Source organism: Martelella sp. FOR1707 (assembly GCF_053484265.1).
Genome location: NZ_JBAKFP010000004.1, coordinates 519,590 through 545,402, shown reverse-complemented (window position 1 = coordinate 545,402; position 25,813 = coordinate 519,590). Strand labels below are relative to the sequence as shown.

General features: G+C 61.8%; 24 protein-coding genes. 12 read left to right on the top strand and 12 right to left on the bottom strand.

The genetic code is table 11. The features are described 5' to 3' along the window. The first annotated feature begins 446 nt into the window (after positions 1–446). The gene (locus tag V6765_RS13960; protein WP_448429735.1) at positions 447–1,280 is read left to right on the top strand and encodes a hypothetical protein; all 834 of its coding nucleotides are present in this window, start codon (positions 447–449) and stop codon (positions 1,278–1,280) included. 179 nt (positions 1,281–1,459) lie between these two features. Then, complete coding sequence (locus V6765_RS13955) at positions 1,460–2,749, top strand: PAS domain-containing protein (protein WP_448429733.1); 1,290 nt, start codon at positions 1,460–1,462, stop codon at positions 2,747–2,749. 115 nt (positions 2,750–2,864) lie between these two features. On the opposite strand, the gene V6765_RS13950 is transcribed toward V6765_RS13955, so the two are convergent. The 3 genes from V6765_RS13950 to V6765_RS13940 all read right to left on the bottom strand — a co-directional run bounded on the left by V6765_RS13950 (position 2,865) and on the right by V6765_RS13940 (position 4,833). Continuing rightward, positions 2,865–3,056, bottom strand: a complete 192-nt coding sequence (locus V6765_RS13950; protein WP_448429731.1) for a hypothetical protein — start codon at positions 3,054–3,056, stop codon at positions 2,865–2,867. Positions 3,057–3,200: 144 nt separating this feature from the next. Continuing rightward, complete coding sequence (locus V6765_RS13945) at positions 3,201–4,034, bottom strand: uracil-DNA glycosylase (protein WP_448429729.1); 834 nt, start codon at positions 4,032–4,034, stop codon at positions 3,201–3,203. 10 nt (positions 4,035–4,044) lie between these two features. Next, positions 4,045–4,833 carry an SDR family oxidoreductase gene (locus V6765_RS13940; protein WP_448429727.1) on the bottom strand — a complete coding sequence of 263 codons (789 nt, stop codon included), beginning with the start codon at positions 4,831–4,833 and terminating at the stop codon, positions 4,045–4,047. Between the two features lie 229 nt (positions 4,834–5,062). Here V6765_RS13940 and V6765_RS13935 point away from each other — a divergent pair, with 229 nt between their 5' ends. Beyond that, positions 5,063–6,721 (top strand): electron transfer flavoprotein-ubiquinone oxidoreductase, encoded by a 1,659-nt coding sequence (locus V6765_RS13935; protein ID WP_448429725.1) that lies wholly within the window; start codon positions 5,063–5,065, stop codon positions 6,719–6,721. A gap of 89 nt (positions 6,722–6,810) precedes the next feature. Beyond that, positions 6,811–7,716: a diacylglycerol/lipid kinase family protein gene (locus V6765_RS13930; RefSeq protein WP_448429723.1), complete on the top strand. Its 906-nt coding sequence runs from the start codon at positions 6,811–6,813 to the stop codon at positions 7,714–7,716. Here V6765_RS13930 and V6765_RS13925 read toward each other — a convergent pair whose 3' ends face one another. Continuing rightward, positions 7,717–9,210, bottom strand: a complete 1,494-nt coding sequence (locus V6765_RS13925) for an AMP nucleosidase (protein WP_448429721.1) — start codon at positions 9,208–9,210, stop codon at positions 7,717–7,719. It abuts the gene before it with no gap. Positions 9,211–9,336: 126 nt separating this feature from the next. Here V6765_RS13925 and V6765_RS13920 point away from each other — a divergent pair, with 126 nt between their 5' ends. Beyond that, positions 9,337–10,035 carry a glutathione S-transferase N-terminal domain-containing protein gene (locus tag V6765_RS13920; protein ID WP_448429719.1) on the top strand — a complete coding sequence of 233 codons (699 nt, stop codon included), beginning with the start codon at positions 9,337–9,339 and terminating at the stop codon, positions 10,033–10,035. 39 nt (positions 10,036–10,074) lie between these two features. Here V6765_RS13920 and V6765_RS13915 read toward each other — a convergent pair whose 3' ends face one another. The 3 genes from V6765_RS13915 to V6765_RS13905 all read right to left on the bottom strand — a co-directional run bounded on the left by V6765_RS13915 (position 10,075) and on the right by V6765_RS13905 (position 14,608). Beyond that, entirely contained in the window at positions 10,075–11,187 is a 1,113-nt protein-coding gene (locus V6765_RS13915) for a pyridoxal phosphate-dependent aminotransferase (protein WP_448429717.1), read from the bottom strand. A gap of 122 nt (positions 11,188–11,309) precedes the next feature. Then, a complete protein-coding gene (locus V6765_RS13910; RefSeq protein WP_018066572.1) occupies positions 11,310–11,453 on the bottom strand; it encodes a DUF1127 domain-containing protein in 144 nt (47 codons plus the stop codon). A 584-nt stretch (positions 11,454–12,037) separates the two neighbouring features. After that, on the bottom strand, positions 12,038–14,608 hold the full coding sequence (locus V6765_RS13905) for a putative bifunctional diguanylate cyclase/phosphodiesterase (RefSeq protein WP_448429715.1): 2,571 nt from the start codon (positions 14,606–14,608) through the stop codon (positions 12,038–12,040). Positions 14,609–15,085: 477 nt separating this feature from the next. On the opposite strand from V6765_RS13905, the gene mgtE reads away from it, so the two are divergent. Both mgtE and V6765_RS13895 read left to right on the top strand, forming a co-directional pair. Beyond that, positions 15,086–16,504 carry a magnesium transporter gene (mgtE, locus tag V6765_RS13900; RefSeq protein WP_448429713.1) on the top strand — a complete coding sequence of 473 codons (1,419 nt, stop codon included), beginning with the start codon at positions 15,086–15,088 and terminating at the stop codon, positions 16,502–16,504. Positions 16,505–16,559: 55 nt separating this feature from the next. Then, complete coding sequence (locus V6765_RS13895) at positions 16,560–16,949, top strand: MerR family transcriptional regulator (protein ID WP_230718915.1); 390 nt, start codon at positions 16,560–16,562, stop codon at positions 16,947–16,949. A gap of 24 nt (positions 16,950–16,973) precedes the next feature. Here V6765_RS13895 and V6765_RS13890 read toward each other — a convergent pair whose 3' ends face one another. Together V6765_RS13890 and V6765_RS13885 are read right to left on the bottom strand one after the other, a co-directional pair. Continuing rightward, positions 16,974–17,900 carry a DUF1624 domain-containing protein gene (locus tag V6765_RS13890; protein WP_448429711.1) on the bottom strand — a complete coding sequence of 309 codons (927 nt, stop codon included), beginning with the start codon at positions 17,898–17,900 and terminating at the stop codon, positions 16,974–16,976. Continuing rightward, entirely contained in the window at positions 17,897–18,607 is a 711-nt protein-coding gene (locus V6765_RS13885; RefSeq protein WP_448429709.1) for a DUF599 domain-containing protein, read from the bottom strand. The genes V6765_RS13890 and V6765_RS13885 overlap by 4 nt, the downstream gene beginning before the upstream one ends. A 569-nt stretch (positions 18,608–19,176) precedes the next feature. Between V6765_RS13885 and V6765_RS13880 the strand changes: the two genes are divergently transcribed. Both V6765_RS13880 and V6765_RS13875 read left to right on the top strand, forming a co-directional pair. Further along, positions 19,177–20,589: an L-serine ammonia-lyase gene (locus V6765_RS13880; protein WP_448429707.1), complete on the top strand. Its 1,413-nt coding sequence runs from the start codon at positions 19,177–19,179 to the stop codon at positions 20,587–20,589. Positions 20,590–20,642: 53 nt separating this feature from the next. After that, a complete protein-coding gene (locus tag V6765_RS13875) occupies positions 20,643–21,077 on the top strand; it encodes a DUF1489 family protein (protein WP_448429705.1) in 435 nt (144 codons plus the stop codon). A gap of 297 nt (positions 21,078–21,374) precedes the next feature. Here V6765_RS13875 and pyk read toward each other — a convergent pair whose 3' ends face one another. Together pyk and V6765_RS13865 are read right to left on the bottom strand one after the other, a co-directional pair. Continuing rightward, positions 21,375–22,814, bottom strand: coding sequence for a pyruvate kinase (pyk, locus tag V6765_RS13870; RefSeq protein WP_448429703.1), 1,440 nt, complete (start codon positions 22,812–22,814; stop codon positions 21,375–21,377). Then, entirely contained in the window at positions 22,814–23,317 is a 504-nt protein-coding gene (locus V6765_RS13865; RefSeq protein WP_448429701.1) for a DUF1036 domain-containing protein, read from the bottom strand. The genes pyk and V6765_RS13865 overlap by 1 nt, the downstream gene beginning before the upstream one ends. A gap of 164 nt (positions 23,318–23,481) precedes the next feature. Between V6765_RS13865 and V6765_RS13860 the strand changes: the two genes are divergently transcribed. From V6765_RS13860 to V6765_RS13850, 3 genes are all read left to right on the top strand, one after another. Next, complete coding sequence (locus V6765_RS13860) at positions 23,482–24,261, top strand: N-formylglutamate amidohydrolase (protein WP_448429875.1); 780 nt, start codon at positions 23,482–23,484, stop codon at positions 24,259–24,261. 19 nt (positions 24,262–24,280) lie between these two features. Then, positions 24,281–24,586 carry a DUF1244 domain-containing protein gene (locus V6765_RS13855; protein ID WP_448429699.1) on the top strand — a complete coding sequence of 102 codons (306 nt, stop codon included), beginning with the start codon at positions 24,281–24,283 and terminating at the stop codon, positions 24,584–24,586. 100 nt (positions 24,587–24,686) lie between these two features. Next, the gene (locus V6765_RS13850; protein ID WP_018066314.1) at positions 24,687–24,953 is read left to right on the top strand and encodes a DUF2312 domain-containing protein; all 267 of its coding nucleotides are present in this window, start codon (positions 24,687–24,689) and stop codon (positions 24,951–24,953) included. A 43-nt stretch (positions 24,954–24,996) separates the two neighbouring features. On the opposite strand, the gene V6765_RS13845 is transcribed toward V6765_RS13850, so the two are convergent. Further along, positions 24,997–25,755 (bottom strand): sulfite exporter TauE/SafE family protein, encoded by a 759-nt coding sequence (locus V6765_RS13845; RefSeq protein ID WP_448429697.1) that lies wholly within the window; start codon positions 25,753–25,755, stop codon positions 24,997–24,999. Positions 25,756–25,813: the final 58 nt, after the last annotated feature.

Here is a 25,813-nt window from a genome sequence, read left to right as displayed (position 1 = left end):
CCTGGAGACTGGCCCGTGAGAACGCCCGGCCTATAGGATTTTCCCGGCCATGCCGCAACCGCCATGGCGGAAAAGGTGGCTGTCTTTTTGGTTGCGATGTCCGTAATACCAAGAGTCAATGATTAGAACTCATATGATGCGCGCTGGAATGGCCATCCGAGTAGGAAAATACCGCAGAGCGATGCCGTAGCATCGCGCGAGGATTTTGACGCCTTCGGGGGCCATTCCAGCCGCACCCTTTCAGGGCCGGGCGCTTTTGAAAGCCTGCGTCGTTGAAAGTCCTCGCCGTAGCTATGGCTACGACTGCGGCTTTCGCCTAGCCGGCTTTCAAAATCGCTCCGGTCATATGGGTCCTAATCATTGACTCTTGGTATAAGTTTTCAAAAAAAAGAATCGATCGGACCATAGTCTCCGGTCGTAATAATGCGCCCGGGTTCAGCTACGACATGCCACTTTCCGTTGACGTCATTTGTTCGCATCCAAGTTTCCTGCCGTCACTTGCATATTATGGTGAAGCCCTGGCGGACGTTTATCACACCAACCAGCGCCTCGGCGCCAATCTGGCGTCCCAGCGTCGGTGGTTGATTTCCCAGACGGCGCTTGCGCTCTACTGGGGCGATGAAGGCGGTCTGACGGTCAACCGTCTTATCGAGGTGCTGACGCCGTACAAGGTCGCCAGCCCGAATACGATCCGCGCTTTCATCAATGAATCCGTGCAATACGGCTTCATCGAAGTCGATCCCGACAGCCGCCGCATCCGGCCGCGTTACTGGAAGCCCACCGAGGTCGTGAAATCGGCACTGATGGAATGGGTAGGGCTCAATCTGGCAATGCTCGATGGCATCGATGGCCGCAACCGCGAGTCGGTGTTGATGCAAAGACCGGATATTGTCTTCTCACTCCAGCCGCGGCTTGCGTGGAATTGTCTGAACGATCCCGCCTGGCGCGAGCCGCCGCCGCGCGTCGCTCTTTTGCAGAACACGATTTCGGGCGGCATGGTGATGGATCACATTGTTTCGCAGATCGGCGCAGGCGCGCCTGAGGGCGACCACTATCTGATACCGCCGATCAATGCACGGCGTCTTTCCGAGCGGATTTTCATATCCCGCACCCATCTGCAGCGCATATTGAACAAGGCCATCGAGATCGGCGTCCTCGGCTGGAGCCGCCGGCCATTCGAGAGCGAGATGTGGATCGACAGGCTGTTCATCGAAGAATATTGCCGCTGGCAGGCTGTCAAATCCCATCACGTAGACGAAGCCTTCGCGTATTTTACCTGAAGCGGGGAGGCGCATTAGTTGCGTTTTGATGCCACGCGGGGACCGATTGCGTCGTCTTTTTGAGCAGTTTGCTGTTTAAGACACAATTTACCCAGCACTCATAATATAATAGCCTAACGCTTCGGCTCTTGTTTGCGGCGATCCGCTGCGAGGTTGAAAACCCCTGGAGGCTGGCCAATATGAACCGGCATTGGGAAGATAATCGGGTGCGCTTAATGAATTCCGAGGTCCCGCGCAAAGCGGACAACGCACAAGTGGTGCAGACGCTCAACCAGGCGCCTGAAAGCGTACTGCTGGTCAATGCCGCCGGCGTGATCGAACTTGCCAATGAAGCCGCCATCACGTTTTTCCAACCGGACGACAAGGCGCGCGACCTGAGCGGGACGCGGCTCGCCTCTCTGTTTGATATTCATGGAGCGGCGCGGATCGATCTTGCGCTTGCGCGCGTCCTGGGCGACGAACCGGGCAATCGTCTGGAAGAGGTGCGCGCCGATCTGGCCGCCGCGCCCCCGCGCGTCGTCAATCTTTCTCTTGCCCGAATGCGACATCGCGACGGCGTTTGCGTGGTCGCAACGCCCGTTGCCGCGACCGCCCCGGCGCGACAACCGTCTATGCCGAAGGTGGATGATCCGGACTTCGGACGGGAGCCGACCGCGCGCGAAACTGCTCGTCCCGCGCCGTCCACGCAAGCGCAGCAGCCCGCGCCGCTCGCCAACCATATGCCATGGAACAACCACGCCCGGCGCGTGTCTGCCGCGCAGGGGTTCGAGAGCCTGCAGCAGGCGCGGGCGGAAGACGGTCGGTCCATGCCTCCGCAGACTTTACCTGCGGGCGAGACTGCAAAGCCGGTTTGGGATGGCGAAGCAGAAGGCGTCGAAGAACGGTTAACAGATAATGCTGATAGCGCTGTCACGAAAACGACGTCGCATGACTCGACGGACGCGGCGAAGCGGGTAAGCTGGGCGCCCGGCCGGCGCGACATCTATGCCGAATTCGAGTCGGTGAAAGACGAGAAGGAACGCAGCCATGAGCTGCCGCTGATCTCTCCGGCAAAATGCCTGTCCGCGGCGATCGATCGCCATCGCGGCGAGGCGGTTTCGGAAAGCCTGCTGCTCGTTACCGAGATCAACGACGGCGAAAAACATGTCCGGCTCGATGAGGACATGCTCACCGCAATGTTCGGACATCTGGTGGAGCGCGCCATTGCCGTCTCGCCGCCTTATTGCGAGGCGAGGATTACTCTGGCGCCCGAGGGGCATGTGGGGTTCATCGCCAAGTTCGTCGATATCGGACGCGGGCTTAGCGAGCAGGAACTGGACGCCGTCTTCAGGCAGCCGGAACTCGCGCTCGGCATTTCGCATACCGGCCTGGTGGAGGCCCAGAAGCGGGCCGCGGCGCTCGGTCTCGGCTTTTCGATCAGCTCCGGCATATCCAGCGGCACGACCGTTGAGATCACGTATGAAGCCTGAAGGGCACTAGGGGTCGCACGAAAAAGAGCCGGCGTTTCGGCCGACTCTCGGGTCATGAAATATCGCATTGAAAATTTGGCGGAAGGCCTCGCTTCTCCGTGGAGAAGGTCGCTCCTCAGGCTCCGAGCGCGCGCGGCGCGGGCCGCAGCGCGCGAGCATCGTGGTGACCGACGAGCTTGGAGAAACCCTTGGCAATCGCCCGGTCGATGCCGCGCTGGCCATGGTAACCATTGGTCGAACGTCCGAGCTCGAGCGAAAGGCGTGTGTTCTGCATCAAAGTGGCGTCCATATCGTCAGTAGGTTTCATCTGCCTTGGTTCCTGTGATCCTCCCAAGACATGATGCGTTATCTCAGTTTCGCGTGATCGCAGCAATGGGACCTGCCGGAGGGCTGCTATGCGGTGGGCGCATGCCGGCATTAACAGAAAATAAATAGATGAAGAAAAAGGCGGTCAGCCGAGCCGGGCGCGAAGCGCCTGAAGGTCCAGCCATGCCTCTTTCTTGTTCTTCGGCGCGGCCAGCAGTTCCGAGGGGGAAAAGGTGACGAGCGTCTCGAAGCTCTGGCCGCCGATCTCCTTTTTGTGCCAGCTTCCGCGAAGGTCGAACACGGTCTTGTTCGGGTCGATCGTCATCCGGCAGGCAAAATTGCCGAGCGTCACCAGCAGTTTCGGTTCCGCGAGCGCGATCTGGCGCTCGAGAAATGGCTGGCAGATCTGTGCCTCGGAGGCGGTCGGGGCGCGGTCGCCCGGCGTGCGCCACGGCAGCGCGGTGGTGACGCCGACATCGGCGCGCGACAGGCCAATCGCGGCCAGCATCCGCTCGAACAAGCCGCCGGCTGGCCCGGAAAGGGCGGCGCCGGCCTTGTCGTCCTCGCCGGTCGGGAAGCCGCAGACCATCAGGATCCCGCTTTCCGGCATCTCTTCGAGAAGGATTGTGGAGCGGGCATTCTGCTTCAGATTGCAGCCGGTGAAGCCTTGAACGATTTCGGCAAGCTCTGCCAGGGAACGGGCGCTCTCGGCGGCAAACGCCGCATCGGAGACCGCCTTGTCATCGGGGATCGTGGTATGGACGGCCGGTGCTGCTCTTGGCGGTTCGGGCGCGCGCGCCTTGGTCTTCGCCGCCGCTGCCCGTGGTTCGGGTTCGGCGCGCGCCGCCTCGGCCTTCTCGGCAGCGAGCCGGGTCAGGTCCGTCGCCTCATCCTCCAGCATCGCGTCCACGCCGGCATCGGCGTAGAAGCTGAGGAGGGCTGCGGCTTCCCGGGCTGTGAGCGCGCTGGCGGTGGTCATGATGCTCCCGTCAGATGCTGCGCGTTGCGCCGCCGTCACAGCGCACGAGGCTGCCGGTCAGGTAGCTTGCCTGCTGCGAGCACAGGAAGGTCGCGACTGCGGCGAACTCTTCCACCCGCCCGAGCCGGCCCGCCGGTATGGCGGTCAGCGTTCCCTTGCGCACCTCGGCAAGGCTCTTGCCGCTGCGCTCGGCGTTCGCATGGTCCAGTTCGTCGATGCGGTCGGTGTGGATGCGGCCCGGCAGCAGAAGATTGGCGGTTATCCCCGAAGCGGCGACCTCGGTTGAAAGCGTCTTGTTCCAGCCGACAAGGGCGGAGCGCAGCGTATTGGAAAGCGCGAGATTGGGGATCGGCTCCTGCACGCCCCCGGACGCCACGGTCACGATCCTGCCCCAGCCCTTTTCTTTCATGTGCGGAATGAGCCGGTTGGTCAACGCGATGATCGGCGCGACCATGGAATTGAAGAACCTGTCGAGTTTTTCCGGCGTCATGTCGGCCACCGTTCCCGGCGTCGGCCCGCCGGAATTGTTGACGAGGATGTCCGCTCCGCCGAGTTTTTCCGCAATCGCCTCCATCAGCGTTTCGACTACGTTTTCCGCGGCGAGATCGGCGATGACATAGTCGGCCTTGCCCGGCGTCGTGTCGTTGATCACCTTGCAGTTCTGCGCCAGACGGTCTTCCGTCCGCCCGCACAGCAGCACATGGGCGCCCTCCTTGGCCAGCGCCTCCGCGATACCGGCGCCAAGGCCCCGCGAGGAGGCGAGTACAACGGCCTTCTTGTCGGCAATACCGAGATCCATGGCGAACTCCTTGTGAACATCATATGGGATCGAACGGCCAATCGGGCCGGATGGGTTGCCGCACCATAGCCTCTCGCGCCGTCGTGTTTCAATCACTATCGGACGTTATCACACGCGCCTATCAAATCGGTTTTATTGAGATTTGCAGCATTTGCCGCTGGAAAATGCTGCAATCATTACGATACCTTGTCGGCGCGCCGGACGAGGCCGGCCGGGAAAGAGGATACGCATGAACGAAGACCTACCGGAACGCGAAAGCATGGAATTCGACGTGGTGATCGTGGGAGCGGGCCCCGCTGGTCTTGCCGCCGCGATCCGCCTCAAACAGATCAACGAGGACCTCAGCGTCGTCGTGCTGGAAAAGGGCGCGGAAGTCGGCGCGCACATCCTGTCCGGAGCGGTGGTCGATCCCTCGGGCATTGACCGGCTCCTGCCGGGCTGGCGGGAGGAGGAAGACCACCCGTTCAAGACGCCGGTGACCAAGGACCAGTTCCTGCTGCTCGGTCCTGCCGGATCGCTCACGCTGCCCAATTTCCTGATGCCGCCGCTGATGAACAATCACGGCAATTATGTCGTATCGCTCGGCAATGTCTGTCGCTGGCTCGGCGAGAGGGCCGAGGCGCTCGGCGTCGAGATCTATCCCGGCTTCGCCGCCGCCGAAGTGCTTTACGATGAAAACGGCGCGGTCAAGGGCGTCGCCACCGGCGACATGGGCGTGGAGCGCGACGGCACGCCTGGCCCGAACTATACCCGCGGCATGGAGCTGCACGGCAAATATGTGCTGATCGGCGAGGGCGTGCGCGGGTCGCTCGCCAAGGAGCTGATCGCGAAGTTCAAGCTCGATGCCGATCGCGAGCCGCAGAAATTCGGCATCGGCCTCAAGGAACTCTGGCAGGTGAAGCCGGAAAACCACAAGCCGGGCCTCGTCCAGCATTCCTTCGGCTGGCCGCTCGATGGCAAGACCGGGGGCGGCTCCTTCCTCTATCATCTGGAGGACAATCAGGTCGCTGTCGGATTCGTCGTCCATCTCAACTACAAGAACCCCTATCTCTATCCGTTCGAGGAGTTCCAGCGGTTCAAGACCCATGCAGCGATCGCGCCCACCTTCGAGGGCGCCAAGCGGCTTTCCTACGGCGCGCGGGCGATCACCGAGGGCGGCTATCAATCGGTGCCGAAGCTTTCCTTCCCCGGCGGCGCGCTGATCGGCTGTTCGGCCGGCCTCGTCAACGTGCCGCGCATCAAGGGCTCGCACAATGCCGTCCTTTCCGGCATCCTGGCGGCCGATCGCATCGCCGACGCGCTTTCGGCCGGCCGCAGCAACGACGAGGTCAGCGAGATCGAGGCGGACTGGCGCGCGAGCGCCATCGGCAAGGACCTGAAACGGGTTCGCAACGTCAAGCCGCTCTGGTCGAAGTTCGGCACCTATGCCGGCATCGCGCTCGGCGGTTTCGACATGTGGATTAACACGATTTTCGGCTTCTCGCTGTTCGGAACGATCAAGCACGGCAAGACCGATGCCGAGGCGCTGGAGCCGGCGGCCAAGCACAAGCCGATCGATTATCCCAAGCCCGACGGCGTTTTGACCTTCGACCGGCTGTCATCGGTGTTCCTGTCCAACACCAATCACGAGGAGGATCAGCCGGTCCACCTCAAGGTCAAGGACATGGCGCTCCAGAAGCGCTCCGAGCTTGAGGTCTATGCCGGCCCGTCCAGCCGCTACTGTCCGGCCGGGGTCTATGAGTGGGTGGAGAAGGATGGCGAGGAAACCTTCGTCATCAACGCCCAGAACTGCGTGCACTGCAAGACCTGTGATATCAAGGACCCCAACCAGAATATCGTCTGGACGCCGCCGCAGGGCGGCGAGGGGCCGGTTTATCCGAACATGTAGATAACGGCATCCGGCGCCACCCGGCGCCGGACCGGAACCATCGCGACATGCCCGGCGTTATTGTGCATCAACCTTTCCAGGGAAATCGAATGCGTCTCAAGGGCATTTTCAACCGCGATGGCGGCACCTTCAAAACCACCGACATGGACGCGTTCCACAGGCTGGCGACCGAAATCTTCACCGATGCCGGCCATGAGTTCGACTGCGATATCGTCGCGGGCAAGGATGTCAAACAGGCGATCGCGAAGACCGCGGAAGGCTCGGGCTTTGACGGCATGATCGTCGGCGGCGGCGATGGCACGGTGTCTCTGGCCGCCGGTTTCCTGCACGGCAAGAACAAGCTCCTGGGCGTGGTGCCGGCCGGCACCATGAACCTGTTCGCCCGCAGCCTTGGTATTTCGCTCGATATCGAGGAGGCGCTGCAGGAGCTTGCCAATGGCAGGCCCGTGCGCGTCGACATGCCGACGATCAACGACCGGCCCTTCATCCATCAGTTCTCCGTCGGCCTTCATGCGACCATGATCAGGAACCGCGAAAAGCTCGACTACGATTCGCGTCTTGGCAAGATTTCCGCCAGCACCCGCGCCTGGTTCGATACGCTGAGACAGGTGCCCAATGTTAGGGTGAAGTATCAAAGCGATGACGGCGACGGAGAGGGCAGTTTCGCCCTGCTCGGCATTTCCAACAACCGCATTCACAACAATCCGGTGCCGTTTTCCGACCGTCCGCAGGGCGGCAAGCTGGGCGTGTACCTCGTGAAGGCGAGCTATTTCGACAATGTGGTCGGGTTCGCGATGGACTACCTCACCGGCCATCTCGAAGACAGCGAGCATATCACCCTTTTCGAGGCCGACCGGATCACGCTCGATTTCGCCGACAGCGACATGGACCAGTCGCTGGATGGCGATCTCATCGACGTGATCGATCACGCAGTGATCGAGCAGCATCCCGGCGCGGTCCATGTGATCGTGCCGGTCGGCAGCGATCTGCACTGATTACTGAAAAGCCGTCTCGTAAAAGCTTCTGAGCTTGCGCGAATGCAGCCTTTCGGGCGGCATGGCCGCCAGCTTCTGCACCGCCTTGATGCCGATATGGAGGTGCTGGCGCACCTGGGTCGTGTAAAACGCCGTCGCCATGCCGGGAAGCTTCAGTTCGCCGTGCAGCGGTCGGTCGGAAACGCACAGAAGCGTGCCGTAAGGAACCCGGAAGCGGAAGCCGTTGGCGGCGATCGTCGCCGATTCCATATCGAGCGCGATCGCCCGCGACTGCGACAGCCGCTTGACCGGCCCGCTCTGGTGGGAAAGCTCCCAGTTGCGGTTGTCGATGGTTGCCACGGTGCCGGTGCGCATCACCCGCTTCAGCTCATAACCCTCCAGCCCGGTGACTTCGGCCACCGCTTCCTCCAGCGCGAGCTGCACTTCCGCCAGCGCCGGGATCGGCACCCAGACGGGCAGGTCGTCGTCGAGCACATGATCCTCGCGCACATAGGCGTGGGCCAGCACATAATCGCCGAGTTTCTGGCTGTTGCGCAGCCCTGCGCAATGGCCGAGCATCAACCAGGCATGCGGGCGCAGCACCGCGATATGATCGGTGATCGTCTTGGCGTTCGATGGCCCCACGCCGATATTGACCATCGATATCCCGCAATTGTCGCCGCGCTTCAGATGATAGGCCGGCATTTGCGGCATGCGGCCACTGCGGCCTTCCTCCGGCTCGACCTCGCCCGGACGGGTGATGACATTGCCGGGCTCGACGAAGGCGGTATAGCCCTCGCCGCCCTTGGCCATGGTCTCGCGGGCAAAGGCGCAGAACTCGTCGACATAGAACTGATAGTTGGTGAACAGCACGAAATTCTGGAAATGTGCCGAACTGGTCGCCGTATAATGGCTGAGCCGGGCCAGCGAATAATCGACGCGCTGCGCCGTGAACGGGGCCAGAGCCTGCGGCTTGCCGGGCTCCGGCTCGTAGTCGCCATTGGCGATCAGGTCATCGGTGGTGTTGAGGTCCGGCGTGTCGAAAATATCGCGCAACGGTACATCGGCAAGCGCCGCGAGGTCGGCCTCGACATGGGTGTTCTCGCCGAAGGCGAAATGAAGCGGGATCGGCGTCTCCGATTCGCCGACGGTGACCGGCACGCCGTGATTCTTGATCAGCAGCGAAAGCTGGGCGACGAGATAGTCCTCGAACAGGTCCGGATGGCTGATCGCGGTCGCATATTGCCCGGGCGTTGCGACATGGCCGAAGGAAAGGCGCGAATCGGTAAGGCCGTAGCTTCCCGTCTCGATGCTGATCTGCGGATAGAAGGCGCGGTAGCGCCCCTCGATCGGCGCGCCGCCGGCAAGCGCCACGAAGGCGTCGATCAGAAACCGGGTGTTGCGCGTGTAAAGCGCCTGCAGCGCCTTCACCGCCTCGCGCGCATCGGTAAAGCTTTGCGGCTCCTGGCGGTCCGGGCTGATGATCCTTGCTGCCAGAGGTTCGTAGTCGCGCATTGTGTCACCCTTGCATTTCTCCGCCGATCGGCGCTCACTTGCTGCAACCCCGTCGGCCTTTTATCGGCTCGATATCGATCTATATCGTCTGGGACGGTGTTTTACGACACGAAGAGGATGAATTTCATGACCACTCCGATTGAACTCTATTACTGGCCCACGCCCAACGGCTACAAGATCACCATCTATCTTGAGGAGGCCGGCGTTCCCTACAACGTGAACTATGTGAACATCGGCAAGGGCGACCAGTTCAAGCCCGAATTCCTGAAGATATCGCCCAATAACCGCATGCCCGCGATCGTCGATCCGGACGGGCCGGGTGGTGAGCCGATCTCGGTGTTCGAGTCGGGCGCGATCCTGCAATATCTCGGCCGCAAGTTCAAAAAATTCTATCCCGAGACCGAGCGCGAACGCGTGGCTGTCGAGGAATGGCTGTTCTGGCAGGTCGGCGGCCTCGGGCCGATGGCGGGCCAGGCCCATCATTTTCGCAGATACGCGCCGGAAAAGATCGAATACGGCATTAACCGCTATACCAACGAGGTCAACCGCCTTTATGGCGTGATGGACAAGCGGCTTGCAGAGGTCGAATATCTCGGCGGCGACTATTCGATTGCTGACATGGCGTCGATCGGCTGGGTCCGGTCCCATGAGGGGCAGGGTCAGGATCTCAACGACTTCCCGCATCTCAAGCGCTGGTATGAGGCCGTCATGGCCCGCCCGGCCGTTCAGGCCGGCATTGCGGTCGGTCAGTCCGAGCGCGAAAAGATGAACCTCGCCACAGACAAGGACGCGCAATCCGTGCTGTTCGGCCAGAAGGCCCGATAAGGCTCCGTCGGAACGACTCGTGGGCCGGGGCGCCCGGCTTCAGCCGAGCGCCTCCAGCACGATCGGCAGTTCTTCGGCCAAAAGCTGCATGTCGCGGTGCGGGCCGGTGGAGATGCGGATGCAGCGGTTGAGCGGGGCGACGCCCGGCATCCGGATGAACACGCCGCGCGCGCCGAGCGCATCGACGATCGCGCGGGCATAGGCGCCGTCCCGGCCGCAATCGACCGCCACGAAGTTGGTGGCCGAGGGCAGGGGCGTGAGACCGTTGTCGCGGGCAATGCCGGCGATCTCCTCGCGCGAGGCGATGATGCGGCCGACCACCGCCTGCAGATAGGCCTGATCGGCAAGCGCCGCCTCCGCCGCCACGAGGCTGAGGCGCGGCATGCCGAAATGATTGCGGATCTTGTCGAAGGCGCGGATCGTCTGCGGCGCGCCGATGGCATAGCCCACCCTTGCGCCGGCAAGTCCATAGGCCTTGGAGAAGGTGCGGAAGCGCAGAATGTTCGGGCGGTCGATAAACCGGGAAATTTCGGGAAAGGCTTCGGCGGGCCCGCATTCGCAATAAGCCTCGTCCAGCACCAGCATGCAGGTTTCCGGCAGCGCGTCGGCAAAGCGGATGACGTCGTCGGCGTGCCAGAAACTGCCCATGGGATTATCGGGATTGGCGAAATAGACCATGGTGGCGTCTTCCGCCTTCACCGCCTCGACAAGCCCGTCCAGATCCTCGCGGTCGCCGGCATAGGGCACGTTGATGCGCCGGCCGCCATAGCCGTCGACATGGTAGTTGAAGGTCGGGTAGCCGCCGAGCGAGGTAACGACGGTGGTGCCGGGTTCCACGATCAGCCGCACGGCCATGCCCAGCAGCCCGTCGACGCCTTCGCCGATCACGATGTTTTCGCTGCCGCAGCCGAGATGCGCGGCCAGGGCCTGGCGCAACGACAGGTGTTCGGGATCGGAATATTTCCAGATTTCGCCCGCCGCCTCGCGGATCGCCGCCAGCACCGTGGAAGCAGGGCCGAAGCCGCTTTCATTGGCGCCGAGCCGGGCGTTGATCGGATAGTTCCGCGTGCGCTCCAGCGCCTCGGGTCCCACAAAGGGCACGGTCGCGGGCAGGTTCTGGGCAAGGGCGGTAAAGCGCGGGAAGTCGGTCATAGGGGCGTTCCGGTTTGAAATCCGGCCAAACATAATCGCTCGCCCGCCAATGGCAAGCATTCCCGCCACAAATGCAAACGGCGCCCGAAGGCGCCGTTGATCATGGCTTGCGTGCGGTTCGCTTAGCGAAAGGCGCGGGCCGAAACGCGGTCGATATCGGAGGGGAGAAGGCCGATATCCTTGAGTTCTTCAGCCGACAGGTTGCGCAGCTGGGCGCGGGTGCGGCGGTAGGAGAACCATTTCATGGTCAGGTCGAACGGGTTCATGGGTGTTTCCTCGTGATACGCGATGGAGCTTCCTGCTCCGGATTTCTTATGTGAGGTCCGTATACCCGAATTTGGAAGGAAAAGTTGTGCAAGTTTTATGCAACTGCCATGCATTTGTGCGTGATGTTGCACATCGCGAGTGCATGCACGGCGTTGTGACTATTTTTCAGGCGGATGGAGCGCATTACACGGCCGCTTCAGAACGCACGGGAATCACCGCGCAGTGCGGAGCATGAACGCAGCAATACAGGACGGGGTTCAGCGAAAGGCGGAAGAATTGGGCAAAAAAAATAACGCTCACCGGGGGAGGAGGATCCGGTGAGCGTCATTTGCGTTGGCTGACGACTGGGAGGAGGAGTGTCGTCAACCCATCGAAGCGCGTATGGGAGGAGGAGCACGCCACTTCGAATATGTAACCCGTTTCCGGGCCAGGGACCGTTTCGTCTCTCGATCACGCTGTTGATCCTTATATAGCGCGCGCTGGCGGTTTTGGGGAGTGACATATTGACATGGAAGCTATGCGCGAAGTGCATACCTGTCGAGAGGCAGGAATTGTGGAGCTTCCGCAATGGGCAAGAGGCCCGTTATTGCGGGCGCTGGGCGAGATAGCGAACGATCTGGGTCTCGTCCATCGGTCGAGCGAAGAAATAGCCCTGCTGGAAATGACAGCCGATGGCATCGAGTTTATCCCGGTGCTCGGCGGACAGAACGCCTTCGCAAATGACTGTGATCTCAAAGGATTCCGCGATCTTGGCGATCGTCTCGACAATCAGGAGGCTTTCCGGCGCGCGTATGATCGGCTCGATCAGTTGACCGGCGATTTTCAGCCGGTCCGGCCGCACCTGGGTCAGCCCCACCAGCGATGCATAGCCTGAGCCGAAATCATCGAGATCGATGCCGATGCCTATGTCGCGGATCTCGTTGACGATCTTCAGCAGGGCGTTGTCGCTGTCATCGAACGGGATCGATTCCAGCAGTTCGAAATGAAGCTTGCCCGGCGGCAGCTCGGCGTCCTTGAGTTGCCGCAGAAGGGAGGGGTCCTGAAGGCGCGGGGCGGACACGTTGACGGAGAGCGTCGGCACGGGCAGACCCTCGGCCTCGCAACGGCGCAGAATGTCGAGCGACTCGTTGAGCACGATCTCGTCAATCCTGTGAAGAAGACTATACTTCTCGGCGACATCAATGAAGGTCTTGGGCTCCAGCATGCCCCGCTGCGGATGTCGCCAGCGCGCCAGCGCCTCGACGCCGATGACCTCGGACGTTCTGCTGTCGAGGATCGGCTGGTAGAAGGCGGTGATCTCGCCGCGTTCCAGCCCTTCCTGAAGATCGTCCGCAAGGCGCTTCGTTTCGAAGGTCTGCGCCATCAGATCCTGGGTAAAGTGGACGGTGCGGCCCCGTCCGCGGTTCTTGGCGTCATAAAGCGCAAGGTCGGCCTTCACCAGAAGTTCGCTGGCGGAAATCGGTTCCGCATCGACAATCGCGATCCCGATGCTGATGCCGATACGGCAGGCGCGTCCGTCGATCTCGACCGGCCTTGCAAAGGCATTGGCGAGTTCATCGGCAAAGGCGTCAACATCGCTCTCCGGCGGCATCAGAACGACAAACTCGTCGCCGCCGGTGCGCGCCAGAAAGTCTTTGGGGCCAAGCTTTTCGCTGAAGACTTTCGCCGCCAGACGCAGCACGTCGTCGCCGAAGACATGGCCCATCGTGTCGTTGAGTGTCTTGAAGCCATCGAGGTCGATCAGCACCAGCTTGGTGCCCTCGCGCAGCGTTCCGCCGCTCTGCGCGGCTTCGAGCTTCTTTTCGAAATGCCGCCGGTTCGCGACGCCGGTGAGCGGATCCTCGAGCGCGAACTTTTCCATCTGCAGCCGGGCGTTTTCCAGCTCGGCGTTCTGCGCTTCGGCGCGGGCCTTGGCCTCGGTCAGCGCCTTCTGCTGCGCCTTGTCAGCGGAGACATCCCAGTTCACGCCAACATATTTTCGTCGTCCGGCGGCATCGCGGAATGAATTGCCGGCCGAACGGAGCGTCTTCTCGGTGCCGTCCGGCGTGACGATGCGATATTCCTGACGGAAGCTGGTGTCGCCGGTCTCCCGCCATTTGAACCGTTTCATCCGCGCGCGGTCATCGGGATGCAGGAATGAGCGCCATTCCTCGAATGTGTGGATACGGCCCTGACCCTCGATCCCATAGAGTTTCAGGATTTGATCGTCCCAGATCTGTTCTCCCGAATCGAGGTCATGCTCCCACAACCCGATATTTGAGGCGTTGAGCGCGACATAGAGCTGGCGCGACAGGTTGTCGATTGCCATCATGCTTTCGTCGATATGGCGGTTGTCGCGCAATCGTGCCCTGAGAAGAATGATCAGCGCGATCAGCGGGGTGAGGAACGCCAGCACGACAATGCCGGCGAACACCAAGAATATCCGGCTCCAGTTGTTGGGCCCCTGGTTCAGGGGATCCGGCAGGACGCGGATCGTCCATTTGGCGTTGCCGATCTGGGTGGAGAAATTGACGGTATCTTCCGGGTTGAGGTTTGCGTTTCCGGCAATCGCCTGGGCCTTGCCCGCGCCGTCGACCTCGACCGAGAATTGCGTCGACTGGGCAAGTTCCAGGAGGCCGACCGCTTCCAGAACGGACCTGAAGCCGATCACGAGTTCGATGACGTCGTCACCTGATTCGATCCGATAGATAAGCCCTTTCTGACCATCCGGCAGCGTGTAGGGGCCGAAAAACTGCTGGCTTGTATTCTCCTTCGGCGGCAGCGGCAGAGCGAGCACTGCCTCCCGCGCGGATTGCGGAAGCACCAGCGGGGTCTGGTCCGGCTGTTGCAGGACGACCGCCTGGGTCCAGGGGGCGGTCGCCAGATAGGATTTCGTCGCGCTTTCGAAATGGTCGTTGCCGCTGCCCAGCGCCGCCGAAAGCGTTTTGCCACCCTCAATCGAAACCTGGAAGATGCTCTGCAGCGCCTTGCCGAAGGTGCTCAGCCGCCCCTCTGCCAGAAGGCGGCGCTCCTCCTTTATGGATTCGCGCACAAATACGCCGCCCGCATAGGTGCCGATCGCGAGCGTGGCGAAGAACAGTATCGTGAGTGCCGTCAGCAGCCGGGTTGTCCGGCTGTGATCGTGGACGTTCCTCACATTCTTCAGCCTCTCCATCGGTTCGCCCGTTGAAGAAAGCTGGCACCATAACCCATCGCAAATCCCCTGTTGCGCCGTTGCCCGTTTCGGAGGCTGGAGCTTGTCGCGCTGCCCGGCAATGTCCCGTTGCCTGGCAAAGCATGCGCTCCGATCGTGCATTCATTTTGACCCCCGCTTTGATAGGAGCGCGCCGGCCCTTAGTCAAACGCGTTCGCCCTTTGCCGGACGTGAAGCCTCACCTCGGTTAATCGGCGATGAAGGGCAGGGCGAGCGCGCAATCGCGGCGTTGCATCGTCGGTTGCGCGAGACGGCCGGTCATCCGCCGGCATCGCTCCGTTTCTTCCCGCAAAGCGTCGGTCGCACCGGGATTTCACAACCGTGTCATCAAAAGGTTGTCAGACGGCGATTCCATTTGCCCGCGAAACCCACTATGAGATGGGCGCCGGGGGAACCGCATTTGCGGGGCAGCGTTGCAGACAGAAAGGTCATCGAAAAATGAGCCATCTGGACGAAGTATTGCCGGGTCAGAACGAACCGCCGCGCGACGCGCTCCTGGAAATCTACAATGAGGAAGGCGCCGTCAGCGCCGAGTTCATCGCCCGGATTGAGCAGGCGATCGAAGAAGGCGACGTCGATTTTCTGCGCGAGCAGATCGCGGGCCGCCACGAATCGGAGACTGGCGACGTCATTGAGGCGCTGTCCTTCGAAAACCGTCCGGAACTGGTGCGGCTTCTGGGCGAGGATTTCGACCTCACCGCGCTGACCGAGGTTGATGAAGCGATCCGCCTTAACATCATCGAATCGCTGCCTCCCGAACAGTTCGCCACCGCGCTGACCTCGCTTGATTCCGACGATGCCGTCTACATTCTGGAGGACCTCGCCGACGAGGAGCGCGAGGAGATCCTCTCCAAGCTGCCGTTTACCGAGCGGATCCGCTTCGCCCGGTCGCTCGATTATCCCGAAAGCTCCGCCGGCCGGCGCATGCAGACCGAGTTCGTGGCCGTTCCGCCGTTCTGGACGGTCGGCCAGACGATCGACTACATGCGCGAGGATGAGGAGCTGCCCGAAAGTTTCTCGCAGATTTTCGTGGTCGATCCGACATTTCGCCTCCTGGGCGCCGTCTATCTCGATCAGATCCTGCGCACCAAGCGCCAGGTCAAGATCGAAGCGATCATGCACGATACCAACCACCCGATCGCCGCCGAGCTCGACCAGGAAGAGGCGGCGCAGGTGTTCGAGCAATACGACCTTCTCTCCGCCGCCGTGGTCGACAGCAATGACCGTCTTGTCGGCGTGCTGACCATCGATGATGTCGTTGACGTGATCCACGAGGAGGCCGACGAGGATATCAAGCGCCTCGGGGGCGTCGGCGACGAGGAACTGTCGGATAATATCGTGCGCGCCGTGCGTTCGCGTTTCGGCTGGCTGCTGATCAATATGTGCACCGCCTTCATGTCGGCGAGCGTAATCGGCCTGTTCGACGAGTCGATCGGCAAGATGATCGCGCTTGCGGTGCTGATGCCGGTGGTCGCCTCCATGGGCGGCAATGCCGGCACCCAGACCATGACGGTGACGGTGCGCGCGCTCGCTACCCGCGACCTCGATATCTACAATGCTGCCCGGATCATTCGAAGGGAGGCCGGCGTCGGGCTTTTCAACGGGCTCGCCTTTGCGATCCTTATCGCGCTTGCCGCCGGCTACTGGTTCGACAATCCGCAGCTTGGCGGGGTGGTGGCCGCCGCGATGATCATCAATATGTTCGCCGCCGCCATGGCCGGTATCCTCATTCCGCTGCTTCTCGACAGGGCCGGCGCCGACCCCGCCATATCATCGTCGGTTTTTGTGACCACCACCACGGATGTGATAGGTTTTTTCTCATTTTTGGGAATTGCGACCTGGTGGTTTAATATCTAGTTATGTCAGCACTTACATTCTAAAGTGCTTAAATAATATCGTATGGGGCGGGAACGTGCAGAGAAGGCATTATTCGATTTCGGAATTGACGCGCGAGTTTGGTGTCTCGACACGAACGCTTCGCTTCTATGAGGATGAGGGTCTGCTGCAGCCCGAACGCCGGGGTCGGACGAGGCTTTACAGCGAAGGCGAGCGGCTGATGATCAAGGAAATCCTCCGCAGCCGCCGTATCGGTCTATCGCTTTCCGAGATCAAGGACGTGCTGGCCCTGTTCCACGGCCTTCCCAGCGAAACAAATGAGCTCAAGCGGACGATGGAATCGATCAAGGCCTGGCGCGAAGCGATGCGCCAGAAGCGCCGTGACATCGACGAGATGATGAACGAGCTCGATCTCGCGGAGGAAAATTGCCTCGGACGGCTCGCCGAGATCGGCGTCGGCACATGAACTTCCTATAAATACGAAACACGGTTAACGACTGCTGCACATCATCGAAATGCGACCGAGCGCGACGGCGTCCTGCTCCGTGGTCTGATTGCGCATCAGCGGGCCGAGCAGTCCTTCCTCCTTGAGCGTATCGAGCGTGCAGGCGCAGTAGGACGCGCAGAAGGCGGCGTCATCGGTGCGCTCGCAACTCGCCTGGCAACTGGAGAGATAGGCGGGCGAGGGGTCCGGCGGCACCACCAGCGTGGCGGCATAGACGAGGCCGAACAGGATCGGCTGGTGCAGCAGGTAGAAGATCAGGCTGTGGCGGCCGAAAAAATTGAGAATGTTTTCGTTCTTCGGCACCTGCTTCTGGCGCTTCAGCCAGTCGAGCGAGAGCTTCGATACCGCAAGCCCAGCCAGAAACGCGCCGATCCAGGGCAGAAGCGGCACGTAGTCATTGGAGGAAGGCGGATGCGCCGCCATGCCGATCCAGGCGAGCCAGCGCGGGTCGAGCGCATCGAAACTGACATAGTGCGGCAGGACAAGCGCAACGGCCGCGACCACCAGTGTCACAAGCGCCGGAACGCGCAGGAACAGCAGCCCGATGATCGAAGCGACCGCGATATTGTGCAGGATCCCGAAATAGATCACCGCGTCCGGCGTCGTGAACCACGACACGGTGGTAATCGCCAGCGAGGCCAGCACCAGTATCCCGAGACGCTTCAGGAACGATGCCATCCGGATACCGCCGCCCTGCGCCATCCACAGACTGTAACCGGCCACGAACAGAAAACTGCCGGCAATCAGATGGGCAAAGATCGCCCAGCCGCCGGTGGTCGCGAGACCGGACCGGACATAGCCGAAAAAATCGAGGTCCCAGGTGAAGTGGTATATCGCCATCGCAACCAGCGCGATCCCGCGCGCGGCGTCGATGGCATGGATCCGCCGTCGTGGAACTGTAGTCTCGCTCAAGGCTTTTCCTCCGCGCCCTCAAGGGCTTCAATAACGGTTGCTCGCGCGTCCGAAAAATACTGCCGCCGCATCAGGATCATGAACACGAAGGCGGTGGTGGCGATGAAGACATAGGGGCCGAGAAACCAGCCGAGATAGCCGATCGACAGGAAGATCGCGCGCAAGCCCGTGTTGAAGTGTCGCGCGGCGATGATGTTGATCTCGGCGATCCGCTCCGCCAGCCGTTCGGCCCTTGCCCTGTCGCGCTCGGTCTCCGCCATCATCGGCAACGATCCGAACAGGATGGTGTTGTAGTTGAACAGACGGTAGGACCAGCCGAACTTGAAGAAGGAGTAGCCGAAGATAGCGGCAAGACCGCCCGCCTTCATCTCGAAGGCCGCGCGCGTGCCCGGCGTCAGCAGCGGCAGGTCCTGAAACAGCGATTGCGCCGTGTCGGCTTCCCCCATGAGCGCGAAACAGCCGCCGATCGCGAAGATCGAGGTCGACGCGAAGAACGCGGTGCCGTTCTGCAACCCGGCCATGATCTGGGTATCGATGATCTTCAGGTCCCGCGTCAGCGCGTTCAGCATCCATCGTTTGCGGTGGATCGACATCACTTCTGTGAGGCTGCGGCGGGAGACGAGACGGAAACGGCCGATGACGATGCTGTCGAACAGGAACCAGCAGCCGAGAAAGAAGAGAAGCGCCAATAGATCGACTGTCGTCATGAGCTTTCTGCCTGCGCTTCCCCGGATGGCCCAGTGAAAATAAATATCAGAGTGCGTTCGCGTATGAAAGAAATGCGGGCAGCCTGTTGACGATGCACGGCATTTCCTTCACGACGCTACCGTTTTGTCCGCTGTCCCTTGCCTTTGCAAGCGGACATTTTCGAAATTTTCCGTCGCACCCCCATTGAAGTTTCTGTGACAGTTTAATAAAGCGATAACCATCCGCACGCATTCTCCCAAGCGCGTGCCGGGTCATGTCAATCGGAGTAATCATGGAAGATACCGCACACAAAACCTGTTGGGGTGTGACCCTCAGGGCTGTCATCGGCTTTGGTGCTATTCTCGGAATTGCCTATCTTATCGTCGCTGTTTGAGCGGCCCGGAATTTGAGGAAACAACGGCGTTGCCCGCCCGGGCCGCCGTTGTTTTCATTTCCGCTTCTTTCCTGCCATATTTCCCCTATGTCGTGGACGCATGCGCATCATGTCGGTCCAGAGCCTGCGCGATGGTGCCGTTTTCGATGAGGATGGCTTAAAGCGTCGGATGAAGAAGTGCGTGGAGGTGGCGGATTGTTTCTGTCGGTATTCGAAGTCTTCAAGATCGGGATCGGCCCGTCGAGTTCCCATACGATGGGGCCGATGTCGGCGGCCAACCGGTTCCTTGAGCTGCTCCTCTCGAACGACTGGCCGCGCCCAGCCGGAACGGTCGTATCCCGGCTGAGGGTGAGCCTGCACGGTTCGCTCGCCTACACCGGCGTTGGCCATGCGAGCGACCGCGCCGTGATCCTTGGCCTTGCCGGCGAGCGGCCGGACAGCGTCGACCCGGATGAAATGGACTCTATTCTCGACGCGATCCGCCAGAAGGGCGCGGTCGAACCGCCCGGCCACCCCGCCTACCTCTTCGATTGCGACGAGGATGTGATCTTCGACCGCAAGGAGGCGCTGCCGGGTCACGCTAACGGCATGGCGTTCTACGCGCTCAATGCGGATGGCAATGTGCTTCTGCGCCAGGTCTATTATTCGATCGGCGGCGGCTTCGTGCTCACCGATACCGAGCTTGCGGCCTGGAAGGAGCAGAAGGCCTTTCCCGCGGCCGAAAAGACCGACGAGAACACGCCGTTCCCGTTCCGCTCGGCAAAGGAAATGCTGGAGATGGCGAACCGCTCCGGCCTTTCCATCGCCGCCATGAAACGCGCAAACGAGGAGGCGCGCATGACGCGCGGCGAACTCGATGCCGGGCTCGATTCGCTGTGGCAGGCGATGGATGGCTGCATCGATCGCGGTCTGAGAGGCGAGGGCGAACTGCCCGGCGGCCTCAGGATCAAACGCCGCGCCGGCAAGCTTTACGAGAAGCTGTCAGAGGCGCGGCTTTCAAACCAGTTCGACCCGATGATGGCCAATGACTGGCTGTCGATGTTCGCCATGGCCGTCAACGAGGAAAACGCCGCCGGCGGTCGGGTTGTGACCGCCCCCACCAATGGCGCGGCCGGCGTGGTGCCGGCAACGCTGCGCTATTTCCGCGAGTTCCAGAAGCCGATGGGCACCGCCGCGATCCGCGACTTCCTGCTGACGGCGGCCGCGATCGGCGGCATCATCAAGACCAATGCGTCGATCTCCGGCGCCGAGGTCGGCTGTCAGGGCGAGGTCGGCTCGGCCTCCGCCATGGCCGCGGCAGGCTTGACGGCTGCCATGGGCGGCACGCCGGAGCAAGTCGAAAACGCCGCGGAAATCGCGCTCGAACATCACCTTGGCATGACCTGCGATCCGATCGCGGGCCTCGTCCAGGTGCCCTGCATCGAGCGCAATGCGCTGGGCGCGGTCAAGGCGGTCACCGCCGCCTCGCTGGCACTGAAGGGCGATGGCAGCCATTTCGTGCCGCTCGACAATTGCATCGAGACCATGCGCCAGACCGGCGGCGACATGCATGAAAAATACAAGGAAACCTCCACCGGCGGCCTCGCCGTCAATGTGGTGGATTGCTGAGACCGGCCGAGATTCGGCCTTGACTGGAAAGCCCTCCGGCGTTTGATGAGAGCATGAGCCTCAATCTCCTAAAACTTTGCGTCGGCGCCACAGGTATCGACGATTTGCGCGAATGGGTCTCGCGCCGGTCGATGGCGGCGATCGCGCTCGGCCAGGAGCCGCACAGCATCCACACCACCCGAATGACGCCGAAGCGCCGCGATGAACTGCTTGAGGGCGGTTCGCTCTACTGGGTCATCAACGGCCAGATCCGCGCCCGCCAGACGCTGCTCGACATCGCCAACCATACCGACAATCAGGGCATCCAGCGCTGCGACCTCATCCTCGGCCCGCAGGTGATCGACACGGTGCCGGTGCCCCGCAAACCCTTCCAGGGCTGGCGCTACCTGAAGGCCGAAGACGCCCCCCGCGACCTCGATTTCGGCGACGGCGGCGACGACATGCCGGAGGATTTGCGCGCCGAACTGGCGGAATTGGGGTTGTTGTAGAGGAGGGGGCTGCTTGTCTTCAGGCAGCTCGATATCTCGCAGCAAACACCGGTCTCGCCGCAAAGCCCCCAAATCTTCTCGCCCCGGAGGGGAGAGATGCCCCGACAGGGGCAGTGAGGGGGGAGTCCATCCCAGCGAACGCCCTCCCGATTGGAAATGCTGCATCACCCTCACTCCCCCTTTCGGGGGTATCTCTCCCGCAAGCGGGAGAGAGTATTGGGAGTAAGCCGCAAGCTCTTCTCGCAAATATGCGCTCTTAAGACTGGACGGCGGCCGTAAAGCCGCCGCCTCAAAACATCACACGCCCGACCGGCCGTCCATGCCGATATAGGCGATGCGCAGCATGTTGGTGGCGCCGGGGGTGCCGAGCGGCACGCCGGCGGAGATGATGATCCGGTCGCCGGGCTTTCCGATTCCTTCATCGACCACGATCCGGCAGGCGCCGTCGACCATGGATTCCAGATCGGTCGGCTCGTCGGCCACCACGCAATGCAGACCCCAGACCACGGAGAGACGCCGCGCGGTCCTGACCACCGGCGACAGCGCCAGGATCGGCACATTCGGCCGCTCGCGTGCGGCGCGAAGCCCGGTGGTGCCGGAGGCGGTATAACAGACCATGGCGGTCAGCTTCAGCGTTTCGGCGATCTCGCGCGCCGCCAGCGATATCGCGTCCGCGCCCGTTGCCTCCGGCTGGGGGCGCTGGGCGTAGAGGATCTGCGGATAAAGCTGCTCGCGCTCGATGGTGCGGGCGATCGAGGCCATGGTGCTGACGGCTTCAACAGGATATTCCCCCGCAGCCGATTCGGCCGACAGCATGATTGCGTCAGCGCCCTCGAACACGGCGGTGGCGACGTCGGAAACCTCGGCGCGGGTGGGAACCGGCGATTCGATCATCGATTCCAGCATCTGGGTGGCGACCACCACCGGCTTGCCAGCGGAGCGGCACAGGCGAATCAGCTTCTTCTGCAGGCCGGGAACGGTTTCGAGCGGCATTTCGACGCCGAGATCGCCGCGCGCCACCATCAGCGCGTCACTCATCTCGATGATTTCCTCGATCCGCTCGATCGCCTGCGGCTTCTCGATCTTCGACATCAGGCCCACCTGGCCGCGCGCGATCTTGCGCACTTCGGCCAGATCGTCAGGGCGCTGGATGAAAGACAGCGCGACCCAGTCGGCATCTCCGGTTTCCAGCACCGCATCGAGGTCGGCGCGGTCCTTTTCGGTCAGCGCGCCGACGCCGAGCAGCGTATCGGGCAGGCTGACGCCCTTGCGGTCGGAGATGCCGGTGCCGGCAACGACGGTGCATTCGATGCTCTTGCCGTCGCATTTTTCGGCGCGCAACTGAAGCTTGCCGTCATCGATCAAGAGGCGATGGCCGGGCTGAACGGATTGCAGGATTTCCGGATGCGGCAGGAAAACGCGTTTTTCATTGCCCGGCTCGTCGCGGTCGTCGAGCGTGAAGGTCTGGCCGACCTCGAGTTCGACCTTGCCGTCGAGAAACTTGCCGACGCGCAGCTTGGGGCCCTGCAGGTCGCAAAGAATGCCGATCGGGCGGCCGCAGCGCGCCTCGACATTGCGGATGCGCTTGGTCAGCGTGCGCATCAGGTCGTGGCTGGCATGGCTCATATTGATTCGGAACAGGTCGGCGCCGGCCTTGTGCAGCGCCTCGATCTGCTCTTCCTCGGAGGAGGCCGGGCCGAGCGTGGCGAGAATCTTTACTTTTCTGTGACGTCTCATCAATTCTGACTTTCCTGGGTGGAGGGCGTGTCGGAAAGCTGGACGGTCCAGCTCTCCTCCCGCCCCGTGTCATATTCGCTAAAACCCATCTGCTGGTAACCGCGCGCAAAGCAGTCCTGAACGCCGGTGATTTCGAATTCATCCTCGGCGACGCACATATTGGTGTAGCCGGTCCAGCGCCCGCTTCCGGAGGCATCCTCGGCGTAGAGATAGTAGTAGCGCGACTGAAGCGGACCCGGCACGACGGTCGCGCAGGTGGTGGCCGGGAGTTGCCACCATCCTTCCGAGATCCAGCCTTCTTCCGCCCGGTAGCCGACCGCCACGCCGACAAGATTGGCCGTGTCATTGCACACGCGGAATTCCGCGCGGGCTTCATGCGGCGACCAGAAGGCGGCGGCGAACAGCCCAGCGGCAAGCGTGCCGGCGAGCGTCAGGCCTTTTCCTGCAACGGCAAAGGCTTTGTTGGAGGCGGCGGAGGGAAGACGTTTCTGAGTTGACAGCATGGCAGCCTGATCTCGTGGGACGATCCGTGACGGGAACGCATTCAATCGATTTACAGCGTTATCATAGTGCCCCGCGGCGGGCGAGGCAAATGGCGGAGCACACGCTTGCCGAAAGCTGGCGGTGTGTGCCATCACCCATTATCGCAAATTCCGACCGGATATCCATGGCGAACATGTGTGCTTTTGAAGTTTTAGAAGGGAATTATGACAGCGGTTTGGTGCTGCTCGCCGATCACGCCATGGCCCGTGTGCCGGCGGAATATAGCGCTCTCGGCCTCGACCGCTCGGTGTTCGAACGCCACATCGCCTATGATATCGGGATCGAGGCGTTGACGCGCGCGCTTGCCGCCGAGCTTTCCTGTCCCGCCGTCATGGCAACCTTTTCGCGGCTGCTGATCGATCCGAACCGGGGCGAGGATGATCCGACGCTGATCATGAAGCTCTCCGATGGCGCGATCGTGCCGGCAAACCACCCGCTTTCTCCGGATGAGCGCGAGAGGCGGTTGGAGCGCTATCACCGGCCCTATCACCGCGCCATCGACAGCCTTATAGAAAAGTCCGTGGAGGCCACCGGCCGCCCGCCGCTGGTGATCTCGCTGCACTCGTTCACGCCGTTCTGGAAAGGCGTGGCGCGGCCATGGCATACCGGCGTGTTGTGGGACGGCGATCCGCGCGCGGTGCGTCCGCTGATCAATGCGCTGGCCGCCATCGAAGGCGTGATCGTCGGCGACAACGAGCCCTATGACGGCGCGCTCAAGGGCGATACGATGAACCGGCACTGCATGGAAAAATGCATCGCCCACGCGCTTCTGGAAGTGCGCCAGGATTTGATCGCCGATGCCGGCGGCGTTGCGCTGTGGGCCGGGCGGATCGCCCCCATTTTGGCCGCTTTGAACGCTGATGATGACATGCATGTGCTGCGGCATTTCCCCTCGCGGGCCTGAAAACACGATGGAGACGACCATGGAAAAGCTCAGCGAAGAACAGAAGCGCGATCTGGAGGCCGCCGCGTTCCGAAGGCTGGTCGCTCATCTCGGCGCGCGCACCGATGTGCAGAATATCGACCTGATGAACCTTGCCGGTTTCTGCCGCAACTGCCTTGCCAACTGGTATCGCGAGGCGGCGGAACAGGATGATATTCCCATGACCAAGGATGAAGCCCGCGAGTTCATCTACGGCATGCCCTATGACGAATGGAAGGCCCGCCACCAGAGCGAGGCGTCGGACAGCCAGAAGGCCGCGTTCGAAGCCGCCAGACCGCGTGATTGAGTGGAACAATCGGTCCCCGCCGCATTATCGGCCTTGACCTCTCACGCGGTTTTCGGCAGGCAGGGCCCCACGTATTTTTCTGTGACATAAGGAGTTGAGCATGGCCGACGACGCACACGGCATAGCGCGCGATCAGTTGCGTTCGATCATCGAGCGGATCGAACGTCTGGAAGAAGAAAAGAAGACGATCGCCGACGACATCAAGGATGTCTATGCCGAGGCCAAGGGCACCGGCTTCGACACCAAGGCGCTGCGCAAGATCATCGCGCTGCGCAAGAAGGACGAGCAGGAGCGCATGGAAGAAGAAGCCGTGCTCGATACCTACATGATCGCGCTCGGCATGATCCGCGCGCCGGAAGAAGAATAGGGCGGCTCCGGCGCTTCAGCCGGACACGCTTTTCCCTGACGACCTAAAACCCGTCCAGCACCAGTTTCAGCCCGGCAAGCCCCGCCATGGCGTACATCAGCGGATAGAAAACTTCCATCCGCATGCGCTTGATGATCATGCCGCCCGCGATCGTCGCGATCACGGCGAAGGGCAGCAGGCTTGCCGAGGCGGTGAGATTGGGCGCTCCGAGTTCGCCCAGGAAATAATAGGGCGGCAGCTTGATGAAGTTGACGATCGCGAAGAAGCGCACGCTCGCGCCGGTATAGCTTCTCGGATCGAGCTTCAGCGGCAATGTGTAGATCTGGAAGGGCGGGCCGCCGGAATGCGAGATGAAGCTGGTATAGCCGGCAATGCCGCCCCAGAAGGTGCCGGCGACCGGTCGCTGCGGAGCGGCCGGCTTTTCGATTTTTTCGCCCGGCTTCCAGCGGTCGTAGAAATATTTGCCGGCGAAGGCGAGCGTGGCGATACCCACCAGCATGCGCGTCAGCTCGAAAGGCACGGTCGAGAAAGTGTACCAGCCGAGCGCCGTCCCGATCAGCGCGCCGGGCAGCAGCATCACGAGCGTCGGCCAGTGGTTATAGTGACGCCAGGTCCACAGCGCCACGATGTCCATGACGATCAGGATCGGCAGCATCACCGCGGCCGCTGTCGCCGGTTCGACGACGAAGGTGAGGATCGGCACGCCCAGCAGCGAAAGGGCGCCGCCCATGCCGCCCTTGGCGAGGCCCACGAGTATCACGGCGGGAATTGCCGCTGCATAAAAGATCGGATCGGGAAGCATGAAGTCAAAGCACCTGTTGAAACTCCGCTCTAACGGATTTATCCGGGGAAGGCGAGAC

Excerpts from the sequence above, each read along its gene's own strand:
- mgtE (WP_448429713.1), top strand. The coding sequence starts at position 15,086 with ATGAGCCATCTGGACGAAGTATTGCCGGGTCAGAACGAACCGCCGCGC.
- V6765_RS13930 (WP_448429723.1), top strand. The coding sequence starts at position 6,811 with ATGCGTCTCAAGGGCATTTTCAACCGCGATGGCGGCACCTTCAAAACC.
- V6765_RS13935 (WP_448429725.1), top strand. The coding sequence starts at position 5,063 with ATGAACGAAGACCTACCGGAACGCGAAAGCATGGAATTCGACGTGGTG.
- V6765_RS13945 (WP_448429729.1), bottom strand. The coding sequence starts at position 4,034 with ATGACCACCGCCAGCGCGCTCACAGCCCGGGAAGCCGCAGCCCTCCTC.
- V6765_RS13850 (WP_018066314.1), top strand. The coding sequence starts at position 24,687 with ATGGCCGACGACGCACACGGCATAGCGCGCGATCAGTTGCGTTCGATC.
- V6765_RS13920 (WP_448429719.1), top strand. The coding sequence starts at position 9,337 with ATGACCACTCCGATTGAACTCTATTACTGGCCCACGCCCAACGGCTAC.
- pyk (WP_448429703.1), bottom strand. The coding sequence starts at position 22,814 with ATGAGACGTCACAGAAAAGTAAAGATTCTCGCCACGCTCGGCCCGGCC.
- V6765_RS13910 (WP_018066572.1), bottom strand. The coding sequence starts at position 11,453 with ATGAACCCGTTCGACCTGACCATGAAATGGTTCTCCTACCGCCGCACC.
- V6765_RS13925 (WP_448429721.1), bottom strand. The coding sequence starts at position 9,210 with ATGCGCGACTACGAACCTCTGGCAGCAAGGATCATCAGCCCGGACCGC.
- V6765_RS13860 (WP_448429875.1), top strand. The coding sequence starts at position 23,482 with ATGGCGAACATGTGTGCTTTTGAAGTTTTAGAAGGGAATTATGACAGC.
- V6765_RS13885 (WP_448429709.1), bottom strand. The coding sequence starts at position 18,607 with ATGACGACAGTCGATCTATTGGCGCTTCTCTTCTTTCTCGGCTGCTGG.
- V6765_RS13845 (WP_448429697.1), bottom strand. The coding sequence starts at position 25,755 with ATGCTTCCCGATCCGATCTTTTATGCAGCGGCAATTCCCGCCGTGATA.
- V6765_RS13875 (WP_448429705.1), top strand. The coding sequence starts at position 20,643 with ATGAGCCTCAATCTCCTAAAACTTTGCGTCGGCGCCACAGGTATCGAC.
- V6765_RS13905 (WP_448429715.1), bottom strand. The coding sequence starts at position 14,608 with ATGGAGAGGCTGAAGAATGTGAGGAACGTCCACGATCACAGCCGGACA.
- V6765_RS13940 (WP_448429727.1), bottom strand. The coding sequence starts at position 4,833 with ATGGATCTCGGTATTGCCGACAAGAAGGCCGTTGTACTCGCCTCCTCG.
- V6765_RS13855 (WP_448429699.1), top strand. The coding sequence starts at position 24,281 with ATGGAAAAGCTCAGCGAAGAACAGAAGCGCGATCTGGAGGCCGCCGCG.
- V6765_RS13865 (WP_448429701.1), bottom strand. The coding sequence starts at position 23,317 with ATGCTGTCAACTCAGAAACGTCTTCCCTCCGCCGCCTCCAACAAAGCC.
- V6765_RS13955 (WP_448429733.1), top strand. The coding sequence starts at position 1,460 with ATGAACCGGCATTGGGAAGATAATCGGGTGCGCTTAATGAATTCCGAG.
- V6765_RS13960 (WP_448429735.1), top strand. The coding sequence starts at position 447 with ATGCCACTTTCCGTTGACGTCATTTGTTCGCATCCAAGTTTCCTGCCG.
- V6765_RS13915 (WP_448429717.1), bottom strand. The coding sequence starts at position 11,187 with ATGACCGACTTCCCGCGCTTTACCGCCCTTGCCCAGAACCTGCCCGCG.
- V6765_RS13950 (WP_448429731.1), bottom strand. The coding sequence starts at position 3,056 with ATGAAACCTACTGACGATATGGACGCCACTTTGATGCAGAACACACGC.